This window comes from Trichocoleus sp. ST-U1, from assembly GCF_039961835.1.
Taxonomy (GTDB): Bacteria; Cyanobacteriota; Cyanobacteriia; order Cyanobacteriales; family FACHB-T130; genus FACHB-T130.
In genome coordinates this window covers 108116-128840 of record NZ_JAMPJZ010000006.1, presented here as the reverse complement: position 1 = coordinate 128840, position 20725 = coordinate 108116, and the positions used below count along the sequence as shown (strand labels likewise).

Below are 20725 nucleotides of genomic sequence, written 5' to 3'. Positions count from 1 at the left end.
TGCCTGGAGCAGACCCAGCAACGCTACGGAAGTCGAATTAGCATTTTGGGTCTTTGGCAACCGGATGAACGCTTCGAGTATGCGCTAGTGCAAGGAGGATTTAAGAGTGCAAGCTACATTAGTGTGATCGATTGGGTCGCTGCAACAGCGAATGAAACCCTCAAACGAACGGGACGGCTTACCGTTATCGTTCAAGACAATGCACCGATTCACACTAGTAAACTGGTACGTGAGCAGTGGGCACGGTGGCAAGAGCAAGGATTATTCATTTTCTTCTTGCCTGCCTATTGCTCCCAGATGAACCCCATCGAAGGACAGTGGCATCAACTCAAAGCCCATGAAATTTCAGGACGAATGTTCGACAATGAATATGATTTAGCCCTTGCTGTAATGGACGGCATGGAATCACGGAGTGAACAAGGGGGATATACGTTAGAGCGTTTTAGGTTTAAATCATCCTAGCTACTTATTCTTTCTTGAGAACTCCATCTTCCAGATAAGCGACTCGGTCGGCGACATCGACAATCCGAGGATCGTGCGTCACCATCAGTACCGTGCAGCCGCCTTCCTTCGCCAACTGACGCAGTAACTCAATTACGGTATGCCCACTATGGGAGTCTAAGGCAGCGGTTGGCTCATCTGCCATAATCAATTGGGGATTGCCTGCTAAAGCCCGCGCGATCGCTACCCGCTGTTTTTGTCCTCCAGACAAATCACCCGGCTTCTGGTTTGCTTTATCCCCTAATCCCACCTGTTCCAACAAAACTTTTGCTTGCTGTCGGGCGACCCTATCCCAAATGCCTTTAACATTCAGCACGATTTCAATATTTTCAGATGCTGTCAGTGCCCCGAACAGGTTGAAACCCTGAAAAATAAAGCCGATATTGTGTAGTCGGAACCGTGCTAGCTTTGCCCTAGACATTCCTGTAATCTCGTCTCCGAGTAAGTACACCTTTCCAGCAGAGGGTGTCAGCAGCCCAGCTAAGATTGACAGCAGAGTGGTTTTTCCCGATCCAGACGGCCCCATCAAGAGTTGGATATCGCCCCTACAGATTTCTAAGTCAATCCCTTTAAGAACTTGATAAGACTGTTGCCCTGAAGGGAATGCCATCTCTACCCCTTTGGCAACAATCGCTCCCATTTGACGATTATTAAATTCTCTTGCGGTAGAATCATCCTGGATTCGGCTCTTTTTAAACACAGTAGAGTTAATTTGAGAAGCACTTATCCGTTTAAGTCTTTAGCCTAACTTTTGGTCAAACTTGCAGGTAATCGTCAATCTTTTCTTATGGTTTCACTGGCTCGGAAGCACTTGCTCGAAGACATTCCTCGTTTACTTGTGGCTCAGGCAGGGATTATGTTTGCCGTTAGCCTGGTAACAATTCAAACGGGTATCTTCAATGGCTTTAGTCGCTCCGCTGCTAAATTAATTGACAATTCCCAAGCCGATATTTGGGTGGCATCAAAGAGTATGGTGTACCTTGACTTGACGTTGCCCATCCCCCAAGCGCACGTCGTTCTGGCTCAAGAGGTGGCAGGCGTAGAGCGAGCTGAAGCACTCATTGCTAGGGGTTCCGTATGGCGTCATCCCTCAGGTGAGATTGCTCCAGTGAGAGTCATCGGATTTAACCCAAACGGACAATTGTTTGTACCAACAAATATCACCCAAGGAAGTGTGAGTGCCCTAAAAGAACCTTACACCGTAATGGTGGATGTAACTAACTTGGACTCCCTAAAGGTACGAAAGATAGGTGATGTCGCTGAAGTAGGTACTTTACCAGCTCGGTTAGTTGGCTTCACCCAAAGAAATCGCTCAATTGCATCAAATGCTTATATGTTTACCTCATTGGAGAGTGCCAATGCTTACTTAAGTTCCGGTCAGACTTCTAGTTTGTCTTGCCAATTGCGATCGGGATCGAAGGGAATCCAGTGTACCAACACTTATGAGAAGCCCGATCCAACTTCTACTTCTGTACCCAGACCGTTAGCTGCATCAGATCCCATCACTTATGTCTTGATTCAAGCCAAGCCGGGTCAGGATTTAGAGGCACTTAAGCAGAAGTTAGAAGCCACTTTACCAGATACCCGTGCGTACACTCACGCCGAAATGATTGAAATGACTCAGACTTACTGGCAAAAGCGAACTGGAATTGGGTTCCTTCTGGGTCTTGGTGCAGCGGTGGGTATCATTGTTGGGGCGATCGTTGTCGGTCAGATCCTCTACTCGTCAGTATCCGATCACATCAAGGAATTTGGCACTCTCAAAGCGATGGGCGCGTCCGATTGGGTTATCTACTGTGCAATCATTGAACAGGCGCTGTGGATGGCAATTCTAGGCTATATTCCCAGCATGGTTCTTTGCTTAGGAGTGGTAGCCTGGACATTTTCCAGTCAGGGAATCATTATTTTAATCACTCCGGCAACTGCGATCGCTGCCTTGGGAATCACGGTTGTCATGTGCGTCGGTTCTGCCATCTTTGCCATTCAAAAAGTCACTCGCGTCGATCCCGCGATCGTCTTCAAGGCGTAATTCCTAGAACCGTTAACCTGACCATAGCAGCTACGCCGTCTGTTGCCGTCCTCGCTTCGCACGCTTAATTAACGATAAAAATACGAAAATTGCAGTTGCCCATCTAACTCTTTGATCCGCTGTTTAGCCTTATAAAATTCTTGGCAGTAATATTCTCTTTTTTTAGGGTCGATAGAGGTGTCGGGATTTTTCCATAAATCCAAAAAGCGGCGGGCGATGTTTTCACACATTACCCGTTCCATACAAGCAGCAGCTGATTTAATCAATTCAGGGGAGAGAATATCTCGCTGTGTATTCTCATCGAGATGAAACAGTGGAGAAACCTGAGCCAAATCCTCAGGAAACTCAATTAACAAGTTTTGTAGGGAAGATATTAGTTCTGGCGTTTCTACTATAGACGCCTCAGAATTTCTTTGTATATCTAAAATTTTTAGCCATAAAAATCGGTAGTGGGGAAGGCTAAAGAACAAATCTCGTTCCTCTAGCACATCAATAACCGCCTGCCGGTATTCGGGGCAATGGAGGTAAAAACGCAGGAGTAAAGCTTCTGCTCGTTCTAAAAGACTGCGTTCCGAAGAACCCGATACAACTGGCTGTTGGCGTTTATTATTGCTACCAGTACGGCGCGACTGGAGACGTTTATTCTGCTTGGGCTGACTTTGCTTGAGAAGATTGTTAATTAGCAGCGGCACTTGTAGGGAACTATCTTGATTGAGGAGTTCTTCCCAGTGACGGACAACTTTATTGAGAAGATTATCTGATAGCAACCCTACCCGCCGAGAATCCCCCTGACTAAGGATTTCCGCACAGTGATTGATGTAGTAAGTAATTTGATCGTCGTTGGTGAGGTTGTTGAGTAACTTCACCAATTCGCCCGTAACTTGTTGAAATTGATCTGCTTGTTTGAGGTTTTTGCCGATTAAGATTTGCTGAATCTGCCAATCAAGCCACAGCGGGGCATTGAGCAGCAGTTCCCGATAGGTTTGAGTGCCGCCTTTGCGGATAAATTCGTCGGCATCTTTCCCATCTGGAAGGTTGAGAATTCGGAGATTAACTTGCCCTTGGTAGGCGAGATTGGCAATTTCTCCAATCGCTCGTTGAGTTGCTTTTGTCCCAGCGGCGTCGGCGTCGAAGTTGAAGATAATCTGCTTGGATTCGGTGTATCGCAGCAGCAGCCGCACTTGTTCTAAGCTGAGTGCGGTGCCAAGAGAAGCGACGACGTTGGAAATGCCTGCTGCATGGAGCGCGATCGCATCAAAATATCCCTCTACCACGACGGCTTGATCCTGCTTGCCAATCGCGTCACGAGCTTTATCCAAAGCAAATAAAGTTTTGCCTTTATGAAATAACTCAGTTTCGGGGGAGTTGAGATACTTGGGTTGCTCATCCCCCAAGGTTCTACCGCCAAAGGCAATGACGCGCCCTTGACTGTCGTGGATCGGAATCATCAAGCGATCGCGGAATCTGTCATAATAACCGCTGCCCGTCTTCCGAGGGACAATCAACCCCGCTTGTTCTACCAACTGTACCGGGAAGTGTTTCTGTTCCACCAAGTAGCGGTAGAGGGTTTCCCAATCCGCAGGTGCATAGCCTAGATGAAATTGTTGGATAGTTTCTTCCGAGAGTTCCCGCTTCGAGCGTAAATACTCAAGCGCCACCTGTCCTTGAGCTTGTCGCAGCGCGTACTGATAAAAGCTTGCAGTCACTGCCAAAATCTCATGCAGTTGCTCTCGCAGTGTAATTTGGCGCTGCAATTCCTGTCGCTGTTCTGGCTCCAGCATCTGCACCGGAACTTGGTAGCGCCGTGCCAAATCCAGCACGACTTCGCCCAGAGAACGCTTAGAATGTTCCTTCAGGAAGGTAATTACATTTCCCCCAGCTTGACAGCCAAAGCAGTAATACATCTGCTTGCTGGGACTGACGCTAAAACTAGGGCTTTTTTCCTCATGAAAAGGGCACAAACCCACAAAATCTTTGCCCTGCTTCCGCAATAGGACGTATTCCGAGATGACATCTACAATGTCAGCCCGTTGCTTTACTTCCTCAATCGTGTCTGGATGCAGTCGGGGAATTTGCACAGCTTAGTTTTTTGTATTGAGAGAACCAATTGTGATTGGTGTTTTTTTCTAAACAAAGACAAAGGGGTCTTCCTAGTAATGTTCTAAGCTGGTACTAAGATAACTCTTGGCACCCATTCATCTTGCTAAAACTGAATCGCTAATCATCATTGTATTGGGATTACACTCAGGGTTGCACGCTACCAAAATTCTCAATCAACCTAGCGATATAGAGGATAAACCGGGCAGTGCTTAACTTTTTTCCTAGACGCCAAAGCGCGATCGCCAAAGCTGTCGCTACATTGGAAGCTTATGGGGTTAAACCAGCAGTACGGCAGCATCTGACGGCATTTTTGCAGGAAAGCGACAGCCGAGAACTCTACCATGCTAACCCCCGTCGAATTGCCGAACGATTGCACTTAAGCGAACGGGAGGCGCTGCGAGTGTTAGTCACCGCGTTGAAAGAAGGCATCCTATCTCTCAACTGGGACATTCAATGTCCCATGTGTCGGGGCATCGACTTCAATCCGAAAAGTCTGTACGATCTGCGGACAAACCATACCTGCCCACAGTGTCACATTGTCCATGCTACTGATGCTGATCAGCAGGTGCGGATTACGTTTAGTATTGATGAACGATTGCGCCGCTTGGGAAGGGAAGCAGACGATCCGAATTTCCGCGCTAAAGTCGATGCTCAATATGGGGTAGTTTCCGGACACCAGATGCTGACGCTGCAAACTTTCCGCGACTTTTTTCCCCGCGAGACGATTCCGCCTAATGAGAGTTTAACGATTCGGCGGGTAGCAATTTTATTTTCGGATCTGGCTGGTTCGACGGCACTCTACGCAAGGCGAGGAGATTCACGGGCTTATCATCTGGTACGCCGACACTTCGATCTGCTGTTTCAGGTAGTAGATGCCCACAATGGTGTGGTTGTCAAGACGATTGGGGATGCGGTGATGGCAGCATTCACTGCGCCTGCTGATGCGACGAGAAGCGCGATCGCCATGCATCAGCAGATGGAAGCTTTGAATCAACAGTTGCAACTAACAGCAGAAGATCGGCTCATCCTCAAAATTGGCATTGATGTCGGCCCTTGTATTAGTGTCACCCTAAACGAGCGGCTTGACTACTTCGGCACGACGGTGAATACAGCAGCACGGGTGCAGGCGACAAGCCAAGGCAACGACATTGCTTGTACCGAAACTGTATTCATGGACGCAGACGCTGCCAGTGCTGTCAAGGATTGCCCCCGGCTGGGTAACGCGATGAGTCTTAAAGGATTGGATGCACCGATTCTGGTTTATCGGATTGAGTTAATGAAGGCAATTTGCAGCAAAGCAAGTGATGTCTGAACTTTTCTCTCTCCGAACTTAAAGGAGTAGCGGGAGCAATTTTTACATTGACGATGTCAATGTATTTTTCTTATAAATTTTATTTTTCTGTTAACTCGCTTTCCGGAAATATTATTTTTTTTAGCCTTGCATTCTTCGATAGCTATCTTTTAAAAAAACGGCTAAGATTTATTAGAGCAAAAGCAAAACAACTGATTTTTAACAGTTCCTCACGCTCTGGACGCGAATTTTTTGGACGATGAACATAAAGATTGCGATGCTTACAAAGTTTTATACTTTTAGTTGCAAATTGTGATTATTTAACACTGATAGACCCAGTTGATGTAAGATGTGGAACTTGCTAAGAAAGTCTCTGGAAAATCAGCAGCTTTAAACTGAAGATAGTTACCGCGTACCGACAACTGAGTAGAAGTCCTCTGGGTTAACTTCCCTGAAGCCAACGGGTGAATCTAAGAAGACTTCCCTTCCTTTACTGAGTCTTCTAAACCTTGATAAATGCGTAATTATCCGGTGGGCAGATAGGTCACTCAGTATGTTATTCAGTTAAGTTTGAAGTAAAAAATTCATAACTCACGACGAAAACCATGAAAGCAGCTAATAGCCGTCAACCTTCCTCCGTTGCCTCCAAAATCCTCAAGTTGGTCGGAGTGATCCTAATTGTGTCCTCACTGGTTGACTATGCGGTTTTTCTAATTCCGCCAAATAGACCTAGCGGTGTGGACGATCCCCAGTGGCGGCTGAACTTCCTACAGTGGCAACAGGGCGTTACAGGGCAGCTAATTGACAGAGGTGTGATTCCAATGGTAGGTCTGGCGCTGCTGTTCGCTGGATATTGGATTGACAATAACTCTGGAGTAGCTCGAAAAGGGTGGGAAGATATAGTAAGAATCGGAGCGTTGATACTCTCTGTTATTTTAGGTTTGAGCTTCCTGCTGCCAGTTCCCTTACTGAACATCAATAGCCTGCGTCTGCTGAACCAGGAAGCGGTCGCCCGAATTAACCAAAGAGCGACTCAAGTTGAAACTCAAATCGCCAGCCAGTCAGCCCAAGTTACCGCCCTGCTTGAAGATAGTAAGAAGCTTGCGGAACTAGATCAGGCGCTCAAGAGCGGTCAAGTTCAAGGGGAGCAACAGGCGAGATTGCAAGCACTCAAAGATCAACTACAAAAGTTAAAGCAAGACCCAAAAGCTTTGAATGCACAAGTCGATGCAGCTAAAACCCAAGTTCGAGGCGGCAAACTAGAAGCCCAAAAACAAGCTCAAGGCGAGTTATTGAAGACGAGTATCCGGAATGGTCTGAGCAGTTTACTCTTAGCGATTGGCTACCTTAGCATTGCGGCACTGGGGTTGACAGGTTCGGGAGGAAGCCGTCGGAAAGCTCAGGCGCGGTAAGAAATCGCGAGTTGTGAGGGGTTAGGGGTTCAGTTGCCGAAAAAGCTGTAGGCTTTCCCCTCGGCGAAGTGGTGGCGAAGCTGCTGCCTGTTGAGTAGGCTAGGATGAAGGCTGCAATTTCTCATCCTTCATCCGGCGAAGAAAGCATCCACGAACAGACTTCTACTCTTTGAAGTCACAACGCCCCAAGGAACCCAACGCGATTGGGATTTCCCTTTCTGAAGTGCATCCTAAAGCAGGGATTGATTATTTCCTCTCACGAACGGCATCGCATGTTTTCAATTTACATCCTGACCTATAACGAAGAAATTGATATTGCCGCTTGTATTGAGTCGGCAATGTTATCGGATGATGTGATTGTGGTGGATTCGTACAGTAGCGATCGCACCCTCGAAATCGCCAGTCGCTACGATGTGCGCGTTGTGAAGCATCGGTTTGAAAGTCACGGACGACAGAGAACCTGGATGCTTCAAGAAGTCCCCGCCAAACACGAATGGATTTATATCCTCGAAGCTGATGAGCGGATGACAAAAGAGCTGTTTCAGGAATGCCTGGAAGCAATTAAAACGACTGAATATGTCGGCTACTATGCAGCAGAGCGCGTCATGTTCATGGGCAGTTGGATTCGCCGCAGCACCCAGTATCCCCGCTACCAGATGCGTCTGTTAAAACCGGGCAAAGTCTGGTTTAGCGACTACGGTCATACCGAACGGGAAGTTTGCGAAGGAGCTACCAGCTTCTTGAAAGAAACCTATCCCCACTACACCTGTAGTAAGGGATTGAGTCGCTGGATCGACAAGCACAACCGCTACTCTACAGACGAAGCCGTTGAAACCCTGCGCCAGTTAGACAAAGGAAGTGTCAACTGGCGAGAATTATTCTTGGGTCGTTCGGAAGTAGAAAAACGCCGCGCCCTCAAAGATTTGTCTTTAAGGCTGCCCTTCCGTCCGCTCGTGCGCTTCGTATATATGTATTTCTTTCTGGGTGGCTTTCTGGACGGGCGAGGAGGATTTGCCTGGTGTACTTTGCAGGCATTCTATGAATATCTCATCTTACTCAAGGTCTGGGAGCTTAAGCATCTTCCCCAGTCCCCGCTGGATGACCCAAGTCAGCCAATTCCTCCAGACGATACGAATGTGGATGCGACGACAGTCAGTTCCTCTCCTCGATAAAGGTAACGGACTTGTAAATGCTAAAGTGTAAAGTGTGATACTAGATCCTTGGGGAGTTGCAACAATTCTTCACAAGTCTTACAAATAAAGATAGAAAAGAAACAATTCCAGAATCAAACCTACGCTGTTGCGGCAGGTAAGTCATGCATGAAGGAGCAGCAATCTTTTAGAGAATGCCCGGTTCCAATTTTGCAGGCGTGTCTTCTGGGGTTGATTGACGAACTTTTTCAGCCAACACTCACCGAGTGAGATTGGTATCCCGATATAAAGAAAGCACCGCCAGTTGTAAGGAGATTGGGCAATCTGTGATCCAACGCTTCAAGCAGGACTTAAAGAATGACCTGATTGCAGGTCTCCTGGTTGTCATTCCTTTGGCTACCACAATCTGGCTGACAATTACAATTGCCAGCTGGGTGATCAACTTTTTGACCCGCATTCCAAAGCAGGTAAATCCCTTCGATGGCCTGCATCCCATCCTGGTGAATGTCCTAAATCTGCTGGTGGGACTGGCAGTTCCATTGCTGTGTATTATGCTGATTGGCTTAATGGCACGCAATATTGCCGGACGGTGGCTTCTAGATTTTGGGGAGCGACTGTTGCAAGCGATTCCATTAGCCGGATCGGTTTATAAAACGCTCAAACAATTACTAGAAACGATTCTAAGGGATACAAACGGCAAGTTTCGCCGCGTTGTTTTGGTAGAGTATCCTCGTCGAGGAGTTTGGGCGATCGCTTTTGTTACAGGTGTGATGAGCAGCGAAATTCAATGTCAGATGACTCGTCCCATGCTCAGCGTTTTTATTCCAACCACGCCCAACCCAACCACTGGCTGGTATGCGGTTGTCCCGGAAGAAGAAGTGCTGAACCTCTCCATGTCGATTGAAGATGCCTTCAAGGTCGTGGTTTCGGGAGGAATTGTCAGTCCCAATCCCTTACCCTTAGTGCCGGTTCCGACTGGTAGCGATCGCCAACTAGAACCCCTGGTTTCTGAAGGAAGATGGCAGGTTTTACCTACAGAGGAAGATTAAAAAATCACGACGGAATGAGTAATGGGTAATCGGTAATCGGTAATTGTTAGTAGTTATTAGTCCTTAGTCCTTGGTTCGTTACTACTGGCTAATGACCAATGACGAATGAGCTTTTGACCAACGACCGATTACCGATTACCCATTCCCGATTACCCATTAGAATTTGTCATGCAAAACCGCCAACCCCGCCGAATTGCCCGTGAATTAGCTCTCCTCAGCCTTAGCCAGCTTAGTGGGACTGTAGAACGACTAGCGACCCAGCAAATATCCAGCTTAGTCACTGCTGCCATCCGCGCCCTCAGCTCTGAAGTTCAAGAGACTTTAGAAGTTGCCGCAGCAGAAGTTCAACGCTCCAGCGAGCGCTTGCTCAGTAGCGAAACCCGCGCCTCGGATGTTCAGAGTGCAAAGGTGATGATCAACGAAGCCATTGAGCTAACTCAGGCAGCCATCAACCGTGTGGGAACTGCGCTAGAACTGCCAGAATTTATTCAACTGTCAAACCAGCAGGAAGTTCGCGCCTACGCCTTAGAAATTATTACCAAAGTCAACGCCAAGCGGGAAGAGATCGATCAACAGCTCGACGAAGCAATGGTGAATTGGCAGTTAAACCGCCTGCCTCGGATTGACCGAGATATCTTGCGGGTGGCAGTGGTAGAAATTATGTATATTGGCGTGCCAGACAGAGTTGCCGTCAATGAAGCGATAGAGTTAGCTAAACGGTACAGTGATGAAGAAGGGCATCGGTTTATTCAAGGCGTCCTGCGCCGAGTCACTGACCAGCTTAAGGCTCAATCGCCCACGACGTAGAAAAGTTCTCTATAGTTAGTAGCAGTAATAGCTCCTGAATTGCTGCTGAGTTTTGTAGGTGCAATGGTTTTTAATTGGTTCCGTCGTCAGTTTAGCGATAAAACAAGTGATTCCCAAGTTGAACGGGAAAAAACCGATGTAGAGACGCCAGATATTGCGTCTCTACAACCGGAAGCCGAAACCCAAACGTCAGAATCAACAACAGAGGCTCAGTCACAGCAGGTTGCTGAAGACCTGCTCAGCTACGCTAAGGCAGCCTACAAAAATATTCAGCAAAAACAGCAACAATCCCAGGTGGAAACGGCTCCAGCGGTAACTGAGTCACCCGCCACTTCGGCAGCGGAACCCAGCAAATTAGAGACTGTTGCAGAAACGACAGAAGTAGAAACGGCAGAAGTCAACGTGGAGGCTGAAACGGCTCAATCAGTTGAAGCACCCGCGACAACGACGGTTGAAGCTGAGGCACCGGAAACTTCTGAAACTCCGACACTGGCAGAAGCATCCCCGGTAGAAACAGCCCAAGAAACAGAAGCAGAACCGACTCAAACGCCTGAACCTGTAGTCGAGGCAGAAGCACCGACAACAGATGAGTTTGGGGAGCCAGAAGTCGCGACAGCGATCGCCGAAACCGGGATTAATTTAGAAGCCGTACCCTCAGAGGCGTCACCAGAGCCAGCAGCGACTGAATCTCAGATAGATGAGACTGCCACTGCCCCGGTGCCTTTCTGGGCAAGGGAAGACCGACAGGCGCGGCTAGAACGCCTCAAGGCAACGGCGATAGAGACGCCAGAACCAGAACCTGTCAGGGCACCCGTGCAGCCAGCCGCGGCAACCGTAGAGACTGGATCGATACCCGGGCTTACCTTCGATGAGGGCTTCATGTGGTCAGCGCAAGTGCTGGCAGCTCAAGGGCGTCGGGTGGAGGATGTTTCAATTGAAGAAATTACTTGGCTGAAGCGGCTGCGGCAAGGCTTGGATAAAACTCGTCGCAGCTTGATCAACCGACTGAAGGCAATTGTCGGTCAAGGGCCGTTGAATCAAGACGCGGTGATGGAGATTGAGGCGCTGCTGTTGCAGGCAGATGCTGGCGTTGAGGCGACAGACTCTATCATCAATACGCTCCAAAAGAGGCTGCGAGATGAGGTGTTACCGCCAGAACAAGCGATCGCCTACCTCAAGCAAATCTTGCGCGACTTACTCGACCAACCCATTCAGGAATCCTACAGCCCCACCTTTGTCCCGACAAAAGACACCCTGAATATCTGGCTGATGACTGGGGTGAATGGTGCAGGTAAAACAACCACGATTGGTAAAATTTCCCATTTAGCCCAAAAATCCGGCTATAAGTGCTTAATTGGCGCTGCCGATACGTTCCGGGCTGCTGCGGTAGAACAGGTCAAGATTTGGGGACAGCGTAGTGGTGTTGAGGTAATTGCCAACCCAGGGCAGAATACCGATCCGGCTGCTGTTGTGTTTGACGCGATCGCAGCAGCCCAGGCACGGGGTACAGAATTACTCCTCATCGACACCGCAGGGCGTCTCCAGAACAAGAAAAATCTGATGGACGAACTGAGCAAAATCCGCCGCATTGTCGATAAAAAAGCTCCCGACGCCCAAGTAGAAGCCCTCTTGGTGCTTGATGCTACCCTCGGTCAAAATGGCTTACGTCAAGCACAAGTCTTCTCAGAAGCCGCAAAACTCAGCGGCGTCGTCTTGACAAAACTAGATGGAACTGCGAAGGGAGGCGTGGCTCTAGCCGTAGTGCAACAGCTTGGCTTGCCCATCCGCTTCATCGGTGCGGGGGAAGGGATAGAAGATTTACGTCCCTTTTCTAGCTACGAATTTGTAGAAGCCCTGCTGAGTGGCTGATAGTCTGCTAACCTAATTTTTTAGCTTGAAAAACCCGTTTTCTCGAAGAAAACGGGTTTTTGATATGTCAGCAACTTTGTGTATGAAAACCGACAGCCCCGAATATCCAGATAAACCGCCTTTTACCGACAGCCTAAAGATTCGCGAGTTACCACTTTCGTCTTTGAATTAACACCTGTTGCTCTGGCACACAGTTTTTTTACTTGGACACCATCTAAAATCGCATTAGAAAAGTCGGCACCTGTGATGTCCGCATCGTTAAAGCGCGATCGCAACATCATCGCGTCTTCAAACACTGCATCACTTAAATCTGCATTCGTGAAGTCAGCTAAATAGGCGATTCCATTGGTAAAGTCTGCTCCATGTAGATTCGCCTTGGTCAACACTGAACCATTAAACACCACACCCCGTAAGTCGGCATTGCTAAAGTTAATATTTTCCAGGTTGGCATTGGAAAACTCAATTGCTTGTAAGTTTTGACCGGAAAAATCCTTACCCGTAAGTTCCCCTTGACTAGCTGAACGGGAAATGGAAGAAGAGCTAGCGGCGAGTGCTGAAGGGGAAAAACAGATAAGCACGAGTGCTAAAACCAATGCTGTTAGTCGGAGAAAATGCTTCATACTAGATCGATTTTTCACGAGCCGCTTGAAAAACTACAACGATGTTTCGAGAACAGTCAAGTTCGCGACAATTAGATTAATCATGCCATGACTGGCTCAATGCTAGGTGATTGGATATTAGAGTTCCCGAGCAGGCATTTTAAATTCGGATTTACTCAGCAAATGGCAGCGTTGCGGTTCAATTTCAAATTTTTGAACAAAAATTTCCGGTGAGGTTGACTCAACTTATGCCATTTTGGATGTTGGATTGACCGAAGCAATCTAGCAGGTATTGTCAGTGATTAGAAATTATGCAAGTTCAAAGCCCAATGGTTTAAGGAGGTCGCGCCGCCGAAAAAGGAAGGGGATTCATACCTGGCTCATTTCTTTGCTCTGTTTGGGGCTAGCGATCGCGTTCTCCATTTATTCTCCCCAGTTTAGAACCAACTCCCCGCCTTCTGTAGCTTCCACTGAATTGCGGGGCGTTTGGTTGACCAATGTTGCGAGTTCCGTGCTATTTATGCCCTGGGGAGTCAACCGGGCGATGCACCAGTTATCTCAACTACATTTCAATACCGTCTACCCTGTAGTCTGGAATCGGGGACACACTTTTTACCCCAGCACTGTGGCAAGACGGAAGACGGGTCGCCCTCAAGACCAAGGGTTAGAGCTTCTGGGGCTGGGGCGAGATGTCCTCGCTGAGATAATCAACCAGGGAAATCGACAGCAAATTCGAGTGATTCCTTGGTTTGAGTATGGGTTTATGGCTCCTGCGAGTTCAGAACTGGCGAAGCGCCACCCAGACTGGATCTCACTACGTCAAGACGGCACCAAGAATATCTTGCCGGAGATTTTGGAACAGGGCTTGCGCGACCCGGCAAAGCCAAATGTTCAGCCTGCTTCTCGAAAAGTAGAACAATTTATCCGCAACCAGTTTGCCAGGAAAGTCGTATGGCTTAACCCCCTGCATCCAGAAGTGCAGCAGTTTATCCTAAATCTGATGGTTGAAGTCGTCACTGAGTATGATGTAGCTGGCATTCAGATGGACGATCACTTTGGTTTGCCGGTTGAGTTTGGCTACGATCCCTTTACAGTCGAGCTTTATCGGCAAGAACACCAGGGTAAAAGCCCTCCCACCAACCCCAAAGATGCTGAGTGGATGAGCTGGAGAGCAAATAAGATTACTGATTTTATGCAGCGCCTCTTTCAGTCGATTAAATCTGTCAAACCTGGCTGCTTGGTGTCTTTGTCTCCTAACCCCTACTCTTTTGCCTACAGATTCTATCTTCAAGATTGGCAGACTTGGGTACAACGGGGTTTGGTGGAGGAGTTGGTACTGCAAGTGTATCGAGATGACCTAAAAAGTTTTTTGGCTGAATTGTCGCAACCCTCTGTGCAGATGGCGCGTCGTCAGATTCCAGTGGGTGTCGGGATCTTATCGGGCTTAGTGAGTCGTCCGGTTGACATGAAGCAGATTCAGCAGCAAGTTCAGGCGGTGCGCGATCGCGGTTTTAGTGGGGTATCCTTCTTCTACTGGGAAAGCTTGTGGGGTTATATGTCTCCAGAGCCACCAAAGCGACGCCGAGAGGCATTCCGGGCACTTTTTCCTGCCAGCGCTACACGACCCCAGGTTTTGCCATCCGGTAATCGGTGATGAACAATTAGCAATTAGCCATCCGCAATTAGCAATGACCAATGACCAATCGCCGATTACCAATTACTACATTTTTTGGTTCCAGTGGGTATCTGTCACCCTCGTAGGATTTTTAGTCAGTTTGTTGTGGATTGAGGTGGGTGAAAGACCCGATATTGGCGTTGTAGAGGGTGCAATCGGCGGGGTTGCGGTTGGTTTGGCACAAGCGTTAGTTCTCAGACAACGAGTTGAGGTGGGCAAAGGGATGCCAAATGCGATCGCGGGTTGGTGGGTACTCACTAGCGTACTGAGTTGGGGCTTCATTGGCGGCAGTGGTATCGGAGCCATCGGCTGGGTGGCACCCAAAACCTTACTATTTGAAGCCAGGATAATCTTTGGAATCCTAAATGGGGCACTGGCAGGCGCTTTGCTGGGACTGCTGCAAGGGCTTGTCCTGTTTGAGCAGGCGCAAAAAGCTTGGATATGGATCTTGGTCAGTTCTGTCAGCTGGGCGATGGGGCTAGGAATGGGTTGGGCTGTTGGCGGACTATTGCGCGAAGCGACGCGCTTATTCGTTAGTGAGGTAGTCGGTTTAGCCGTGGCATGGCTTGTTGTCGCTGCCATTACAGGCGTTGCCCTAATTGGCTTGCTGCGCTTTAAACCTGGCTGAGTTTTCTAGAATCTGTATCCGTAGATTAAATAATTAAAAGCGGTTAACTTAACTTTTTTTGCTTTCTTTCGTTTCTCAAAAGTGCCTACTAAATGTTGGTAATCTAATACTAGGAAGAAAGTAGTTTTGATCAGCAACTACAGCAGGTTGCGACGTAATGAAGTACAACCTGCTGTGAATTTTCAACCTACACACGCGCTCTTTAAACTGGCACAGGCAATAATTTTGGCTCTCCTGAATTGAAACGTCAGTGTTGAGACACTTTTATAACAATTCAATTGAGTATAGGGTGTAAGATTGGCAATGCCAGCCCTACTCATAAAGCTGTGAGGTTTTCTCATGCTGGCGATCGCTCTTACTTTGGTAGTCCAAACCTAACTCTAGCCGAGGTTGTTGCTGGAAGTGTAATACCCTGGTTGCCGAGAGGGGGCGTATCCTTGAGTGACTATCCAAAGCTGAGTGCTTGGTGCGATGGCCTAATCGCACGAGAGACGTGGCAGGCTACTGAAGCTACACCAGAGACAATGGCAGGGTTCAAATCTCGCATGGCAGCTCAAATGGCACGGGAGAATTCAGTTTGAAAGATTGGCAAACTGTTCAAAATCATCCCCTGCGATCGCCAAAAAGACAGAATGCGTGTTCTATTCATTTAAAGCTGGGGTTCCCAGAAACTCTCGCACTACCTTCAGGTAAGCTTCCAGTGCCTCTAGCATCGGGAAGTGAGCGGTATCGGGAATCTCAACATACTCGACTTTGTCACTCAATGCTGCTGCTTGACGCCCCATTGCTGCGGGGATAATAATGTCGTATTCGCCAGCAACTAAAAGTGTTGGAACAGTAAGCTTGGCGAACTCATTCGGCATCACTTCAGAGGCTTTTTCGCTAACTGAGGTAATCATGGTGCCTACAGCAGCTTGGTAATCTGCCATGAGAAAATCGTCTAAGAAAGCACGACTGATAGCACTAGGTAGGGGGCGATGTAAGAATCGCGCCATAAACATTCGGTCAACAAACGGAAGTTGATACAGCCAACGGGGACGGAATTTGACGACGTAACCGCCAAATTTATGAAAGGCTTTAAATGATTTTTCGTCGTATTCAAAAACGCCGCTACAGGTTAAGATTGCCTTGAATACTCGTTCTGGGTAGCTGTTTAGAAAAAAGACCCCGACAGATGCGCCCATAGAATGAGCATTGATGTATACGCGCTCCAGTTCTAAGGCATCTAATAAGCCTGCTAGGTCATCTGCGTATTCTTCCATTTCGTAAGTAAACTCTTCCGCTGTTGCAGGTTCGTCTGCTAGTGGAGACGAAATTTCTTCTGCTAAGGCGCTACCGTTCCCCACAGGCGAAAGTTTACGCGATCGCCCGAATCCTCGCATATCGTACAGCAAACAGTCAAACGTATCTGAAAGGGCTTTTGCAGGGCTTTCCCAGTATCGAGAAGATCCCCCCCATCCGTGCACGAAGACCATCACCGGCTTATTTTTACCTTCCTCGCTGGGTGTCTTAATCCACTCGTAATAATGGGCGATGCCACGAACTTGAATATGAGCCATGTTGAAATTTTTGAGTTTTGAGTGATGCTTATTATGTAAAAAACCCGTCTTCGAGAAAGAAAACGGGTTTCTATATTATTTTCAGCTTTTTTGTCCCTAGGGCGAATACAAGCTTTAGGCAGATTCGGGCTTTGGCATCGAGGAGGGATGTACGATGAGTTCGGCAGTCGATCGCTTCTCGACCATCTCCCGCGTAATCATGCAGCGAGTCACATCCTTGCGGGACGGCAACTCATACATCACATCCAGCATCAGTTCTTCAACAATGCCACGCAGTGCCCGTGCGCCTGTTTTCCGCCGATACGCTTCTTGCGCGATCGCTCGCAGCGCATCCGGCTTAAACTCCAGTTGCACGTTATCCATCTTCAGCAGCTTCTGATACTGCTTCGCCAAAGCATTCCGAGGCTCTGTCAGAATTGCCATCAGCGCCTCTTCATCCAGCGGATCGACGACCGCCACCACGGGCACCCGACCGATAAACTCTGGGATCATCCCAAACTTCACCAAGTCGTCCGGCTCCAGGTTCCGCACAATATCTGCTGTCCGCTTTTCTCGCGGTTGCCCTTCGCCACCTTGGACAAAGCCTATTGACTTTTTCCCAGTTCTCTGCTCTACTACTTTTTCCAGACCGACAAAAGCACCACCACAAATAAACATGATGTTGCTGGTGTCAATCTGGATGCAGTCCTGGTAGGGATGCTTGCGTCCACCCTGCGGCGGCACATTCGCAATCGTCCCTTCCAACATCTTCAGCAAAGCTTGCTGAACGCCCTCACCGGAAACATCCCGCGTAATTGAGGGGTTCTCGCTCTTTCGGGCAATCTTATCAATTTCATCTATGTAAATAATCCCCCGCTGGGCTTCCTCAACGTCGAGGTCTGCCACCTGTAGCAGTCGCAGTAGGATATTTTCTACATCTTCCCCCACATACCCCGCTTCTGTAAGCGTGGTAGCATCTGCTACTGCAAAGGGCACATCCAGAATACTCGCCAGCGTTTGCGCCAGCAGAGTTTTCCCGCATCCCGTCGGGCCAATCAGAAGAATGTTAGATTTTTGCAGCTCTACTTGATCTTCCTGCCCACCTTTGCCACTACCTTTAGACTGGATAAAACTCAGGCGCTTGTAGTGGTTGTAGACCGCTACAGAAAGCACTTTTTTGGCTTCATCCTGACCAATGACGTGTTCATCGAGATACTTTTTCAGTTCTCTCGGTTTGGGAATTTGACTTAAAGAAATATTCCCCGAACGGGTTCGACGCTTCTGGGGAGGTTCGGCGCGAGGTACTGGTTGAGGTGCGGGTGCCCCAGAGTCCAGCAACTCCTCATCTAAAATTTCATTACATAGGTCAACGCATTCATCACAGATGTAGACTCCCGGCCCTGCAATTAACTTGCGTACCTGTTCTTGAGACTTGCCGCAAAATGAGCATTTTAGATGGGAGTCGTACTTAGACATACTTGCCTCTTACCTGAGTGAAGTAACAGTTGCTTCCGAGTGGGGAAGGTTCTGTCTGGAGATGACCTGATCGATCAAACCGTAATCTTTTGCTTCAGCAGATGACATGAAGAAGTCGCGTTCGGTATCTGCCGAAATTTTATCAAACGGCTGACCAGTATTTTGAGCTAGTAGCTCGTTCAGCTTTTGCTTATGATAGAGAATTTCTCTTGCTTGAATTTCTATATCAACCGCTTGTCCCTGAGCGCCTCCCAGGGGCTGGTGAATCATAATCCTGGAACTGGGCAAAGCCATACGCTTACCCTGCGCTCCACCTGCTAGCAAAAACGCACCCATACTGGCTGCTAAACCATAGCATATGGTAGCAACATCAGGGCGTATTTGTTGCATCGTGTCATAGATCGCCATCCCAGCTGTCACTGAGCCACCGGGGGAGTTGATGTATAGCTGAATATCTTTTTCTGGATCTTCGGCGTCTAAAAAGAGCATCTGAGCCACAATCGAGTCAGCCACATTATCATCAACCGGCGTCCCCAAGAAAACGATGCGCTCTCGCAACAGCCGCGAGTAGATATCAAACGCCCGTTCCCCCATTCCGGACTGTTCCACCACCATAGGGACGACGTTGCTGGGGAGTTGCGAGTAAATATTACTCTTCCTTAGGTTTGTGATTTCGTAATTCCGGGACAGAGATAAATCCATAACGAGCGAAACTTATATTTAAACGCTGCACTATCAGGTGAACTGGCGAGTGGCTTGTCACCACATACTTCCGTTATATCCGAATCCGCTGTATTTGACCATTCAGGACTGCGTGTGCAGATGTTGGGGCAATTTTTAAATTGCCCCGACACAAGGTTTATTCAACCTCAGACACCTCAGCTTCTAGTACGGATTCAGTAGCGGTTGCTTCTACTTCCGAATCTTCCGCTTGTGCCGCTTCTATTGCTTCTGGAGTGTTTGTTTCAGCCTGTTCCTCCGTCTCCTCAGGTGCGAGAGAGCCTTGGGGAACCAGTTCAATCGTGGCGTGTTCTTCCAGCCACTTAATCGCTTTTTCTTTGAGCAAATCGCCTTCGACAATGGTACGCAACCGTTCTAGGTCGATCTCTTGATCGGGGAACTGCTGGAGTAGCTCATTGACTCTGTCTGTCACCTCTTGCGGCTCGGTTTTGAGGGATTCGCGCTGAGCAATCTCCTCAAGTGCCAGAGTTTGTTTGATCCGCTCGATGGCTTCCGGACGCGATCGCACGCCCATTTGTTTTACCATGTCGGGAGTAAACACTTTCTTGACATCCATCCCCATCTGCCCCATCTGGATGATGGTTTGACGAAGCATGGTTTCAACTTCCCGCTGAATCAGGGTTTCCGGCAGGTCAATTTCAACTCTTTTCAAAAGTTCCTTGACAAGTGCTTGCTCTTTATTGGCTGACATTTCTTGATCGGCCTTCTCTCGGAATTTCTTCTCTAAGTCAGCTTGCAATTCAGCCAGGGTTTCAAACTCGCTGACTTCTTGGGCAAAGTCATCATCCACCGCCGGTAACTCTTTTTCCTTGAGGTCTTTGAGCGTGATGGTAAACATCGCTGTGCGACCGGCTAAATCTTGGCGATAATCTTCCGGAAACTTTACTTCTACTTCTTTGCTGTCTCCGGGATTCATTCCCACAATCCCATCGATAAATTCCCTCAAGAACCGCCCTTCTAACAGCTCTATTTGAGCGTCTTCTGCCTGACCCCCACTAATTTCTTCCTGTGCTTCATCTTCTTGTTCGCTGACAAAGCGGCTGGTATAATCGACTACCGCCACATCTCCCATCTGTGCCGGACGACCTGCCACTGGAATTAACGTAGCTTGCTCGACGCGACGCTCTTCTAAAAACTTCTCTATCGCACTGGAGTCATAGGGGACTTCTTCGGCTGTGATAGAGAGGTTGTTGTAATCGCTTAGCTGCACCTGCGGTTGGACATCTACCGCAGCTAAGAAAGTGATAGGTTCTCCAGGTTTAAACTGGCTGACTAATTCCTCGAAGTCAGAACGCAGCTCATAGTTACCAAGCGCCTCAATTGCTTCTTGCTTGAGAGCCTGCTGGAGACCATCTTGAATCAGTTCTTCCAAAGCAGTTGCTTTAATTCGGGTCGTTCCCAGTTGCTGTAGCAGGATCTGGCGAGGCACCTTTCCTTTGCGAAACCCAGGAATATTGGCTGAGCGTGCGAGCTTTTGAATCACCTGCTCGTAGGCATTTTTTGACATATCGGCTGGAATTTCAATTTCCAAGCCAATCTTGCTGGCGGGAAGCTTTTCCTGGGTAACTTTCATCAGTTAACTTCTCTCAAAACTCAGAGCGACAAGGTTGATAACAATTCGAGAGGGCGGGTATTGCAGACGTTTTCGGATGGTCGGTTCAAGCCAAATGGATACAATTTCTGTCTCAACCCCGTGATATCCTAGTTTTGCAACAGTTGGAGCTTTGGTAAATAAAACCTTACCTATCCCTCTCGTTGACATATTTGATGATAGTACATTGACTAAGCCATCGCTCTGTTGCGAATTCAATTTAGCTTGTTCGGGACTGGAAACTTCGACAAAGTCGGTGCTAAGCTGT

Annotated in this window: 18 protein-coding genes; 11 read left to right on the top strand and 7 right to left on the bottom strand. The window is 48.2% G+C overall.

All coding sequences use genetic code 11. From position 1 onward, the window contains the following. Positions 1–462 (top strand): transposase (locus NDA06_RS04440; protein ID WP_348251684.1); only part of this gene is annotated, 462 nt, incomplete at its 5' end. Between the two features lie 4 nt (positions 463–466). Here the strand turns inward: NDA06_RS04440 and NDA06_RS04435 are convergent. Beyond that, the gene (locus NDA06_RS04435; protein ID WP_190677103.1) at positions 467–1141 is read right to left on the bottom strand and encodes an ABC transporter ATP-binding protein; all 675 of its coding nucleotides are present in this window, start codon (positions 1139–1141) and stop codon (positions 467–469) included. 147 nt (positions 1142–1288) lie between these two features. Between NDA06_RS04435 and NDA06_RS04430 the strand changes: the two genes are divergently transcribed. Then, complete coding sequence (locus tag NDA06_RS04430; protein ID WP_190683276.1) at positions 1289–2530, top strand: FtsX-like permease family protein; 1242 nt, start codon at positions 1289–1291, stop codon at positions 2528–2530. Positions 2531–2598: 68 nt separating this feature from the next. Here NDA06_RS04430 and dnaG read toward each other — a convergent pair whose 3' ends face one another. Continuing rightward, positions 2599–4608 carry a DNA primase gene (gene dnaG, locus NDA06_RS04425; protein WP_348251683.1) on the bottom strand — a complete coding sequence of 670 codons (2010 nt, stop codon included), beginning with the start codon at positions 4606–4608 and terminating at the stop codon, positions 2599–2601. A gap of 227 nt (positions 4609–4835) precedes the next feature. Here dnaG and NDA06_RS04420 point away from each other — a divergent pair, with 227 nt between their 5' ends. From NDA06_RS04420 to ftsY, 6 genes are all read left to right on the top strand, one after another. After that, positions 4836–5942, top strand: coding sequence for an adenylate/guanylate cyclase domain-containing protein (locus tag NDA06_RS04420; RefSeq protein WP_190985599.1), 1107 nt, complete (start codon positions 4836–4838; stop codon positions 5940–5942). A 584-nt stretch (positions 5943–6526) separates the two neighbouring features. Then, positions 6527–7333, top strand: a complete 807-nt coding sequence (locus tag NDA06_RS04415; RefSeq protein ID WP_206753364.1) for an HpsJ family protein — start codon at positions 6527–6529, stop codon at positions 7331–7333. Between the two features lie 272 nt (positions 7334–7605). Next, positions 7606–8505, top strand: coding sequence for a glycosyltransferase family 2 protein (locus tag NDA06_RS04410; RefSeq protein WP_190434114.1), 900 nt, complete (start codon positions 7606–7608; stop codon positions 8503–8505). 305 nt (positions 8506–8810) lie between these two features. Continuing rightward, positions 8811–9533, top strand: a complete 723-nt coding sequence (locus tag NDA06_RS04405; RefSeq protein ID WP_190414695.1) for a DUF502 domain-containing protein — start codon at positions 8811–8813, stop codon at positions 9531–9533. Positions 9534–9701: 168 nt separating this feature from the next. Then, positions 9702–10340 (top strand): transcription antitermination factor NusB, encoded by a 639-nt coding sequence (gene nusB / locus NDA06_RS04400; protein WP_190414667.1) that lies wholly within the window; start codon positions 9702–9704, stop codon positions 10338–10340. 63 nt (positions 10341–10403) lie between these two features. Further along, positions 10404–12209, top strand: coding sequence for a signal recognition particle-docking protein FtsY (gene ftsY / locus NDA06_RS04395; RefSeq protein ID WP_348251682.1), 1806 nt, complete (start codon positions 10404–10406; stop codon positions 12207–12209). 122 nt (positions 12210–12331) lie between these two features. On the opposite strand, the gene NDA06_RS04390 is transcribed toward ftsY, so the two are convergent. Further along, complete coding sequence (locus NDA06_RS04390) at positions 12332–12829, bottom strand: pentapeptide repeat-containing protein (RefSeq protein ID WP_190425668.1); 498 nt, start codon at positions 12827–12829, stop codon at positions 12332–12334. Positions 12830–13196: 367 nt separating this feature from the next. Between NDA06_RS04390 and NDA06_RS04385 the strand changes: the two genes are divergently transcribed. From NDA06_RS04385 to NDA06_RS04375, 3 genes are all read left to right on the top strand, one after another. After that, a complete protein-coding gene (locus NDA06_RS04385; RefSeq protein ID WP_199324061.1) occupies positions 13197–14462 on the top strand; it encodes a glycoside hydrolase family 10 protein in 1266 nt (421 codons plus the stop codon). Between the two features lie 34 nt (positions 14463–14496). Then, positions 14497–15111, top strand: a complete 615-nt coding sequence (locus NDA06_RS04380) for a hypothetical protein (RefSeq protein WP_190676968.1) — start codon at positions 14497–14499, stop codon at positions 15109–15111. 326 nt (positions 15112–15437) lie between these two features. Further along, positions 15438–15692, top strand: coding sequence for a hypothetical protein (locus NDA06_RS04375; RefSeq protein ID WP_242047433.1), 255 nt, complete (start codon positions 15438–15440; stop codon positions 15690–15692). A gap of 60 nt (positions 15693–15752) precedes the next feature. Here NDA06_RS04375 and NDA06_RS04370 read toward each other — a convergent pair whose 3' ends face one another. From NDA06_RS04370 to tig, 4 genes are all read right to left on the bottom strand, one after another. Then, entirely contained in the window at positions 15753–16670 is a 918-nt protein-coding gene (locus tag NDA06_RS04370; protein WP_190985597.1) for an alpha/beta hydrolase, read from the bottom strand. Positions 16671–16784: 114 nt separating this feature from the next. Further along, on the bottom strand, positions 16785–18125 hold the full coding sequence (gene clpX / locus NDA06_RS04365; RefSeq protein ID WP_190414672.1) for an ATP-dependent protease ATP-binding subunit ClpX: 1341 nt from the start codon (positions 18123–18125) through the stop codon (positions 16785–16787). Between the two features lie 9 nt (positions 18126–18134). Beyond that, positions 18135–18827: an ATP-dependent Clp endopeptidase proteolytic subunit ClpP gene (gene clpP / locus NDA06_RS04360; RefSeq protein ID WP_190414673.1), complete on the bottom strand. Its 693-nt coding sequence runs from the start codon at positions 18825–18827 to the stop codon at positions 18135–18137. A gap of 157 nt (positions 18828–18984) precedes the next feature. Beyond that, on the bottom strand, positions 18985–20439 hold the full coding sequence (tig, locus tag NDA06_RS04355) for a trigger factor (protein ID WP_190414674.1): 1455 nt from the start codon (positions 20437–20439) through the stop codon (positions 18985–18987). Between the last annotated feature and the right edge of the window lie 286 nt (positions 20440–20725).

Coding starts and splice junctions, on each gene's coding strand:
- NDA06_RS04435 (WP_190677103.1), bottom strand. CDS start 1,141: ATGGGAGCGATTGTTGCCAAAGGGGTAGAGATGGCATTCCCTTCAGGG.
- NDA06_RS04430 (WP_190683276.1), top strand. CDS start 1,289: ATGGTTTCACTGGCTCGGAAGCACTTGCTCGAAGACATTCCTCGTTTA.
- NDA06_RS04415 (WP_206753364.1), top strand. CDS start 6,527: ATGAAAGCAGCTAATAGCCGTCAACCTTCCTCCGTTGCCTCCAAAATC.
- NDA06_RS04410 (WP_190434114.1), top strand. CDS start 7,606: ATGTTTTCAATTTACATCCTGACCTATAACGAAGAAATTGATATTGCC.
- nusB (WP_190414667.1), top strand. CDS start 9,702: ATGCAAAACCGCCAACCCCGCCGAATTGCCCGTGAATTAGCTCTCCTC.
- ftsY (WP_348251682.1), top strand. CDS start 10,404: ATGGTTTTTAATTGGTTCCGTCGTCAGTTTAGCGATAAAACAAGTGAT.
- NDA06_RS04390 (WP_190425668.1), bottom strand. CDS start 12,829: ATGAAGCATTTTCTCCGACTAACAGCATTGGTTTTAGCACTCGTGCTT.
- NDA06_RS04380 (WP_190676968.1), top strand. CDS start 14,497: ATGACCAATGACCAATCGCCGATTACCAATTACTACATTTTTTGGTTC.
- NDA06_RS04370 (WP_190985597.1), bottom strand. CDS start 16,670: ATGGCTCATATTCAAGTTCGTGGCATCGCCCATTATTACGAGTGGATT.
- clpX (WP_190414672.1), bottom strand. CDS start 18,125: ATGTCTAAGTACGACTCCCATCTAAAATGCTCATTTTGCGGCAAGTCT.
- clpP (WP_190414673.1), bottom strand. CDS start 18,827: ATGGATTTATCTCTGTCCCGGAATTACGAAATCACAAACCTAAGGAAG.
- tig (WP_190414674.1), bottom strand. CDS start 20,439: ATGAAAGTTACCCAGGAAAAGCTTCCCGCCAGCAAGATTGGCTTGGAA.